Origin of the sequence: Streptomyces sp. NPDC005863 (genome assembly GCF_042871345.1) — a bacterium.
Classification (GTDB): Bacteria; Actinomycetota; Actinomycetes; order Streptomycetales; family Streptomycetaceae; genus Streptomyces.
In genome coordinates this window covers 258,679-266,224 of sequence record NZ_JBIAII010000011.1, presented here as the reverse complement: position 1 = coordinate 266,224, position 7,546 = coordinate 258,679, and the positions used below count along the sequence as shown (strand labels likewise).

Genomic DNA, 7,546 nt, shown 5'->3' with positions numbered 1-7,546 from the left:
GAGACGGGGTTATCAACATATCTGGCGTTGACTTTTGGCACGCTGTTGAGTTCTCAAGGAACGGACGCTTCCTTTGTACTCACCCGCAGAACATTCTCTGGGGCTTTCCTCCGGGCGCTTCCCTTCGGTATTTCGTGTTTCCAACCCTACCAGATCCGTTTTCCGTTCCGTTTCCGGTTCGGATTTCATTTCCGGTGGCCGTTGGAGGGCCTTTGCCTTTCGGCGTGTTCACTACGTTAGCGGATTCCCTCCGCAACTCATAATCGAGTTCCGCGAGTTCGAATTCAGGCATGCGGGCACGCCGAATAAGACCCCGCTGAGGGGAAGTCGTTGGGTAGTGGTTGGCCGCTTCCGGCTTCCGACAGATTGTCGTACCCGGCTCAACGGCTCGGACTACACTACGGATCCCCCCAGGGCGCGTCAAGTTCGTCGGCGCCGGGGCGTATGGGCCCGATAAGGGCTCACCGTAGGGTCGTTGGCCGTCCAGAAGCGCCACGGGTGGACGCCGCCCTCACCCCCCACTCCGGTGCGTGGTCCGCTCATCACCTGGTCGGAAGGGGTGGCCGAGCCGGTCAGCACGGTGAACGGGGAGTCCGGGTCGCCGCAGACGTCGCTGCCGTCGAGCCGGCGGTCCACGTCGAGGGCGGTGGCGAGGCGGGCCGGGCCTTTGGCCAGTTCCCTGTCGTTGCGGGCCGAGAGTCGTCGGGTGCGGGCCAGGTCCGCGCCCACCGTGACCTCCCCCGCGCGCAGCAGCACCGCGCCGGCCTTGCCGTCGGGACCGCAGACCAGGTTCATGCAGTGCCACATGCCGTACGTGAAGTAGACGTACATGTGTCCGCCCGGTCCGAACATCACGCTGTTGCGTGCCGTGCGGCCGCGGTACGCGTGGGAGCCGGGGTCCACCTCACCCGCGTACGCCTCGACCTCCGTCAGGCGGACTTCGATCGGCCCCTCCGCCGAGTCGCGCACGAGGATTCTGCCGAGCAGGTCCGGCGCGACCTCCAGCACAGGGCGGTCGAAGAAGTCACGGGTCAGGGGCGTACGGTCAGGGGCCACGATCATGCCGTACGAGCGTAGTACAGGTGGTCCGCGAACGCGGGTGGCCTTCGGGTCACCCGCATCTCAGGGTGACGGGGCGGAACCGGGCGCGGTCCCCTCGCGTTTGTACCGATCGAAGATTCACGTCGAGACGAACCACAGGCGGCGGCCTGGGGAGGAGAGTCATGGGGTTCAAGAAGCTGCTCGCGAGCATGGGTGCCGGCGGTGCCTCGGTCGAGACCGTGCTGACCGAGGTGAACGTCGTCCCGGGCGGTGTGGTCCAGGGTGAGGTGCGCATCCAGGGCGGGTCGGTGGACCAGCAGATCGAGGGGCTCTCCGTCGGGCTGCAGGCCCGCGTGGAGGTCGAGGGGAACGACCAGGAGACCAAGCAGGACATCGAGTTCACCAAGGTGCGGCTCGGCGGCGCGTTCACGCTGCAGTCCGGCCAGGTGCACGCTGTGCCGTTCAGCCTGGAGATCCCCTGGGAGACGCCGGTCACGAGCATCGACGGGCAGCAGCTGCGCGGCATGAACATCGGCGTCACCACCGAGCTGGAGATCGCGCGCGCGGTCGACTCCAGCGACCTCGACCCGATCAACGTGCACCCGCTGCCGGCGCAGCAGGCCATCCTTGACGCCTTCATCCAGCTGGGCTTCCGCTTCAAGAGCGCGGACATGGAGCGCGGTCACATCCGCGGGACGCGGCAGAAGCTGCCGTTCTACCAGGAGATCGAGTTCTTCCCGCCGCAGCAGTACCGCGGGCTCAACCAGGTCGAGCTGAGCTTCGTCGCGGACGACCGCGAGATGGACGTCGTCCTGGAGATGGACAAGAAGCCTGGTCTGTTCAGCGAGGGCAGCGACTCCTTCCGCTCGTTCAAGGTGGGGCTGAACGACTTCCAGGGCACGGACTGGGCGGCGTACCTGAACGAGTGGCTGTCCCAGGTCGGCAGCAAGCGCAACTGGTCCTAGGCTCGGAGACGATCAGCGAGGACCCGCAATCAACCAGGAGGTGCCGACGTGACCGAGCTCAAGAGGCCGCCGCTTCCCCATGACTTCCATCCGTCCGTGCCGTCGTTCACGGTGGTGAGCGACGACTTCGAGCCGGGTGCGGTCCTGAAGGACGCGCAGGTCTACGCGGCCGGGAACACCTCGCCGCAGCTGCGGTGGGAGGGTTTTCCGCCGGAGACCAAGAGCTTCGCCGTGACGTGCTTCGACCCGGACGCCCCGACGGGCAGCGGGTTCTGGCACTGGACCGTCTTCGACATCCCGGTCTCGGTGACCGAGCTGCCGGGCGGTGCGGGCAGCGGCGCGTTCAAGGGGCTGCCCGAGGGCGCGGTGCAGGTGCGCAACGACTTCGGGACGAAGGACTTCGGCGGTGCCGCGCCGCCGCCCGGCGACCGTGCGCACCGCTATGTGTTCACGGTGTACGCGGTGGACCAGGAGAAGCTGGGCCCCGACTCGGACGCCGCTCCCGCTTTCGTCGGCTTCAACCTCCGGTTCCACACGCTCGCGCGTGCGCAGGTGATCGCCGAGTACGCCGCGCCCGCGGAGAGCTGAGCGGGATGTGAACTGACCGTTCACCGATTGTTTGCCCGCCTCTGGTCATGGAAGTGATCAGGGGCGGGCATTTTTTATTGCGTTGTCCATCTCGGCGTGCCCGGCCAGAGTTGATCCCAGCCCGCCAGGCGGTGGGCCGGTGCATACGGGAGGTGGGCAGGTTGATGCGGGACACGCTGGTGCTGAACGCGAGCTTCGAGCCGCTCTCGACGGTGTCGCTCAACCGGGCCGTCGTTCTGGTGCTCCAGGACAAGGCCGTCGTCGAGCACGCCCACCCCGGGCTCCGGGTGCGCGCCGCCGCGATCGACATTCCCGTACCGCGGGTGATCAGGCTCTGCAGATACGTCCGGGTGCCGTTCCGAAGACAGGCTCCGTGGTCGAGGCGGGGTGTGCTGGTCCGGGACCGGCACCGGTGCGCGTACTGCGGCCGGCGGGCGACGACCGTGGACCACGTGGTGCCGCGGTCGCAGGGCGGCGCGGACTCCTGGCTGAACACGGTGGCGTCGTGCGCCCTGGACAACCACCGCAAAGCCAACCGGACGCCGGACGAGGCCGGGATGCCGTTGCTGCGGCAGCCGTTCGAGCCGACGCCCGCGGATGCGATGCTCTTGGCGCTTGGGCGGGACGAGTTGGCCTCGTTGCCCGAGTGGCTGGCTCAGCCCGCGGCCTGACGTTTCGGCCGCGGGCCGTTCTTGGCTGGTCGCGCAGTTCCCCGCGCCCCTGATGGGGCTCGTCAGTCGATCGTCGGCTGCTCGCGGCGCTCCTTGCCGGAGGGGCCGCTGCCCGAACCGCCGCCCAGCGGACCGAAGTTGCCGAGCGCGCCGCCCAGGCCCTTGAGGGCGTCGCCGATCTCGCTGGGGACGATCCAGAGCTTGTTCGCGTCGCCCTCGGCGATCTTCGGGAGCATCTGGAGGTACTGGTAGGAGAGGAGCTTCTGGTCCGGGTCGCCCGCGTGGATGGACTCGAAGACCGTACGGATCGCCTGGGCCTCGCCCTCGGCGCGCAGGGCCGCGGCCTTGGCCTCACCTTCGGCGCGCAGGATCGCGGACTGCTTCTCACCCTCGGCGCGCAGGATCTCCGACTGCCGGACACCTTCGGCCTGGAGGATCGCGGCGCGCTTGTCGCGGTCGGCGCGCATCTGCTTCTCCATCGAGTCCTGGATGGAGGTCGGCGGCTCGATCGCCTTGAGTTCGACGCGGTTGACGCGGATGCCCCACTTGCCGGTGGCCTCGTCGAGGACGCCGCGCAGGGCCGCGTTGATCTCCTCGCGGGAGGTCAGGGTCCGCTCCAGGTCCATGCCGCCGATGATGTTGCGCAGTGTGGTGACGGTTAGCTGCTCGATCGCCTGGATGTAGCTGGCCACTTCGTACGTCGCGGCGCGGGCGTCGGTCACCTGGTAGTAGATGACGGTGTCGATGTTCACCACGAGGTTGTCCTGGGTGATCACCGGCTGGGGCGGGAAGGGGACGACCTGTTCACGGAGGTCGATGCGGTTGCGGATCGAGTCGATGAACGGGACGACGATGTTCAGGCCCGCGTTGAGCGTCCGTGTGTAGCGGCCGAAGCGCTCGACGATGGCCGCGCTGGCCTGTGGGATGACCTGGATCGTCTTGATCAGGGCGATGAAGACCAGCACCACCAGGATGATCAGGACGATGATGATGGGTTCCATCGTGGCTCCCCGTACCCTTCATGACTCGGCGGTTGTCCGCGGGGTCGTCCGCGGGATCTCAAAGATCTTGCTGATCGAGTCTGTCAGAACGTCGTACCGCTCGTGGGGCATTCACATGACGACGGCCGTCGCTCCGTCGATCTCGACGACGTCCACCGCCTGGCCCGCCTCGTAGGCTTGGTCGGTGTCGAGTGCGCGGGCCGACCAGATCTCGCCGGCGAGCTTGATGCGGCCGCCCCTGCCGTCGACGCGCTCCACGACGACGGCGGATCTGCCCTTCAACGCGTCGACGCCGGTGGCCAGTTCGGGTCGCTGGGTGCGGTGCCGGGCGGCGACCGGCCGTACGACTCCGATGAGGGCGACCGAGACCGCGGCGAAGACCACGACCTGCAGCACCGTGCCGCCGTCGAAGAAGCCGGCGGTCACGGAGGCCGCGACGGCGCCCACGGCCAGCATGCCGAACTCGGGCATCGCGGTCAGTACGAGCGGGATTCCGAGCGCGGCGGCGCCGATCAGCCACCACACCCATGCGTCGATGTCCACACCGCCATGGTAGGACCGCCGGTCCCCTGCGGGACAGGGTGCCGATCAGCTGAGCGGGAGGCCCGTCGCGGTCCAGCGGTCGTTGCGCTGCTCGACGACGAGCGGGAGGCCGAAGCAGAGGGAGAGGTTGCGGGAGGTCAGCTCCAGCTCCAGCGGGCCCGCGGCGACGACCTTGCCCTGGCGGATCATGAGGACGTGCGTGAAGCCGGGGGCGATCTCCTCGACGTGGTGCGTGACCATGATCATCGAGGGGGCGATCGGGTCGCGGGCGAGGCGGCCGAGGCGGCGGACGAGGTCCTCGCGGCCGCCGAGGTCGAGGCCGGCGGCGGGCTCGTCGAGGAGCAGCAGCTCGGGGTCGGTCATCAGGGCGCGGGCGATCAGGGTGCGCTTGCGCTCGCCCTCGGAGAGGGTGCCGAACCTGCGGTCCAGGTAGTCGCTCATGCCGAGGCGGTCGAGGAAGGCGCGGGCGCGCTGCTCGTCGACGTCCTCGTAGTCCTCGTGCCAGCCGGCGGTCATGCCGTACGCCGCGGTGAGGACGGTCTGGAGGACGGTCTGGCGCTTGGGGAGCTTCTCGGCCATCGCGATGCCGGCGACGCCGATGCGGGGGCGGAGTTCGAAGACGTCTGTGCCGGGCCTGCCGAGGGTCTCGCCGAGGATGGTGGCGGCGCCGGTGCTCGGGAAGAGGTAGCTGGAGGCGAGGTTGAGGAGGGTGGTCTTGCCCGCGCCGTTCGGGCCGAGGATGACCCAGCGCTCGCCCTCCTTCACCGACCAGGAGACCTGGTCCACCAGAGCCCGGCCCTCGCGGACCACAGATACGTCCTCAAGCTCCAGTACATCGCTCATGAGCGCGCTGTCTCCCATTGCAGTCTCGGTCGTCGCTCGCGTCGGTGGACGCGGCCCCCGGATAAAACCTACGCCACCGGTCGGGCGTTCCTGTCGCGAGGCCGGTCCTTAGGCTGTGTGCATGCTCTCGGAACCACGCTCAGGACGTCTGGCCGCATGGGGAAACGCCCTTTTGGCCGGACTTGTTTCCCCGGATGACGCGGTGCTCGCGATGGTCGGCGAGGACGCGGTGCACCGGGTCGAAGGACTTCCCGGCGAGGCGGGCCCGGTCGGGCTCACGCTCGCCATGGGGCGGCTGCGCTCGCTGGGGGTGACCGGTCTGCGGGTGGCGCTGCCCGCGCCGGGGCATCCGCTCGGCCTGAGCGGCCCGCCGGATTTCAACGCGCGCGCCCTGGAGGCGGAGGAGGCCGTCGTCGGGTTCGGCGCGCCGTACGGGCTCGTGCCCGAGGTGTACGAGGCGGGCCCGGACGGCGACGTACACGTGGAGGTCGTCTGGCACTGTCTGCCGGTGCGGGAGGCGCCGCCCGCCGATGTGCCCTCGCTCGGCGAGTCCGAGCGGGAGCTCGCGGAGGCGCTGCGGGAGGCGACGGAGGTCCTGTCCCGGCTCGATGTGGCGGGGTCGGGTCCGGTCGCGGAGGCGGCGCTCGACGCGTACCGGGCGCGGGCCGAGCGGGGGCGCGAGGTGCTCGCTCCGGGCTATCCGCCGCGCGCGGTACGGGTGTTGGAGCTGGCGCAGCGGGTCGGGCTGCTGATCTCCCTCGCGTACGAGAACGGGCACGGCGGGGCGGTGAGCGCGTCGGAGATGGCCGCGCGCGTCGAGGCCCTGCGCCCCGTGGAGCGGACCGCGCGCCGGGCGCAGGTGGCCGCGTTCAACGCGTATGTAGAGGAGCGGGAGCGCGGGCGCTGAGCGCGGGCCGGGACCAGGGCGGGGTGGCCGGCGGGGTCGGGTGACCTCCCCGGCGCGAGGGGACCGCCGAGCCCGAGTGCGGCGTCGGGCGCGGTGGGCCCCCGGGCGGGGGATGCAGGCCTTCGCGGCGGGGTCGTGGCCCCACGCCGGGCGGGCGAGGCTTCGTGCCGGGGCGGGCGGCTCTCTGTGGGGTGTGTGTTCGGGGGAGACGGCGGCTTCGCGTGGGCCGGGACGGGGTCGGGCCCCGCGGGACAGGGGTCCGCGGGGCCCGGGGTGGGGCTGGTGCGTGCGTCAGTGGTTCACGGTCGCGTTGCCGAAGGCCGGGTTCAGCAGGCCGATGACGTTGACGCTGTTGCCGGTGATGTTGACCGGGACGTGCACCGGCACCTGGACGAGGTTGCCGGAGCCGACGCCGGGCGACTTGGTGGCGGCGCCGTTGGCCTGAGCGTCGGAGGTGGCGGACGCGACGCCGGCGGAGGCGCCCGCGGCGAGTCCGGCGGCGACGACGGCCACGGCGGCCTTCTTGGCGATGCTGTTCATGGGAGTGCTCCTCCTGCAGACAGGGCGACCCGGGTACGGGGTCGGAAGAGTGCGCGTGGCGCTGGGATGCGGTGAACGGGGGCCGGCCCTGCCGTGAAGGTGGCGCGGGGCCGGCCGCGGAACCGGTCGCGTGCGTCGTGCGGACGCGGCCGGTGGATCGCGGGGTGCGATCAGACGTTCGCGCAGATGTTCCCGAAGGCCGGGTTCAGGGCGCCGATGACGGTGACGGTGTTGCCGCAGGCGTTCACCGGGATGTGGACCGGGGCCTGGATCAGGTTGCCGGCGACGACACCGGGCGAGTGCGTGGCGGCACCGTCGGCGTGCGCGCCGCCGTGGGTGGCGGAGGCCATGCCGGCGCCGGCCGCGACCAGACCACCGGCGACCATCGTGACGGCGGCTGCCTTCTTCAGGTTCTTCACTTCTGTCTTCCTCCTGAGCAGCTGCGGT

10 protein-coding genes are annotated in these 7,546 nt (G+C 70.1%); 4 read left to right on the top strand and 6 right to left on the bottom strand.

Features of this window, described 5'->3' with window-relative positions; all coding sequences use genetic code 11:
* Nucleotides 1-420: 420 nt before the first annotated feature.
* Nucleotides 421-1,062 carry a DNA-3-methyladenine glycosylase gene (locus ACFYO9_RS31825; protein WP_358777526.1) on the bottom strand — a complete coding sequence of 214 codons (642 nt, stop codon included), beginning with the start codon at nt 1,060-1,062 and terminating at the stop codon, nt 421-423.
* A 161-nt stretch (nt 1,063-1,223) separates the two neighbouring features.
* Between ACFYO9_RS31825 and ACFYO9_RS31820 the strand changes: the two genes are divergently transcribed.
* The 3 genes from ACFYO9_RS31820 (at nt 1,224) to ACFYO9_RS31810 (ending at nt 3,265) form a co-directional block, all read left to right on the top strand.
* Nucleotides 1,224-2,006: a sporulation protein gene (locus ACFYO9_RS31820; protein WP_358777525.1), complete on the top strand. Its 783-nt coding sequence runs from the start codon at nt 1,224-1,226 to the stop codon at nt 2,004-2,006.
* Between the two features lie 48 nt (nt 2,007-2,054).
* Nucleotides 2,055-2,594 (top strand): YbhB/YbcL family Raf kinase inhibitor-like protein, encoded by a 540-nt coding sequence (locus tag ACFYO9_RS31815; protein ID WP_358712805.1) that lies wholly within the window; start codon nt 2,055-2,057, stop codon nt 2,592-2,594.
* A gap of 164 nt (nt 2,595-2,758) precedes the next feature.
* Nucleotides 2,759-3,265 carry an HNH endonuclease gene (locus ACFYO9_RS31810; protein WP_355818838.1) on the top strand — a complete coding sequence of 169 codons (507 nt, stop codon included), beginning with the start codon at nt 2,759-2,761 and terminating at the stop codon, nt 3,263-3,265.
* 62 nt (nt 3,266-3,327) lie between these two features.
* On the opposite strand, the gene ACFYO9_RS31805 is transcribed toward ACFYO9_RS31810, so the two are convergent.
* From ACFYO9_RS31805 to ACFYO9_RS31795, 3 genes are all read right to left on the bottom strand, one after another.
* Entirely contained in the window at nt 3,328-4,266 is a 939-nt protein-coding gene (locus tag ACFYO9_RS31805; protein WP_355818836.1) for an SPFH domain-containing protein, read from the bottom strand.
* A gap of 111 nt (nt 4,267-4,377) precedes the next feature.
* A complete protein-coding gene (locus ACFYO9_RS31800; RefSeq protein ID WP_355818833.1) occupies nt 4,378-4,809 on the bottom strand; it encodes an NfeD family protein in 432 nt (143 codons plus the stop codon).
* A 45-nt stretch (nt 4,810-4,854) separates the two neighbouring features.
* Nucleotides 4,855-5,652: an ABC transporter ATP-binding protein gene (locus ACFYO9_RS31795; protein ID WP_358777524.1), complete on the bottom strand. Its 798-nt coding sequence runs from the start codon at nt 5,650-5,652 to the stop codon at nt 4,855-4,857.
* A gap of 121 nt (nt 5,653-5,773) precedes the next feature.
* Between ACFYO9_RS31795 and ACFYO9_RS31790 the strand changes: the two genes are divergently transcribed.
* Nucleotides 5,774-6,559 carry a hypothetical protein gene (locus tag ACFYO9_RS31790; protein WP_358777523.1) on the top strand — a complete coding sequence of 262 codons (786 nt, stop codon included), beginning with the start codon at nt 5,774-5,776 and terminating at the stop codon, nt 6,557-6,559.
* Nucleotides 6,560-6,850: 291 nt separating this feature from the next.
* Here ACFYO9_RS31790 and ACFYO9_RS31785 read toward each other — a convergent pair whose 3' ends face one another.
* Nucleotides 6,851-7,099: a chaplin gene (locus ACFYO9_RS31785; protein ID WP_355818822.1), complete on the bottom strand. Its 249-nt coding sequence runs from the start codon at nt 7,097-7,099 to the stop codon at nt 6,851-6,853.
* Between the two features lie 170 nt (nt 7,100-7,269).
* Nucleotides 7,270-7,518 (bottom strand): chaplin, encoded by a 249-nt coding sequence (locus ACFYO9_RS31780; protein ID WP_358777522.1) that lies wholly within the window; start codon nt 7,516-7,518, stop codon nt 7,270-7,272.
* Nucleotides 7,519-7,546: the final 28 nt, after the last annotated feature.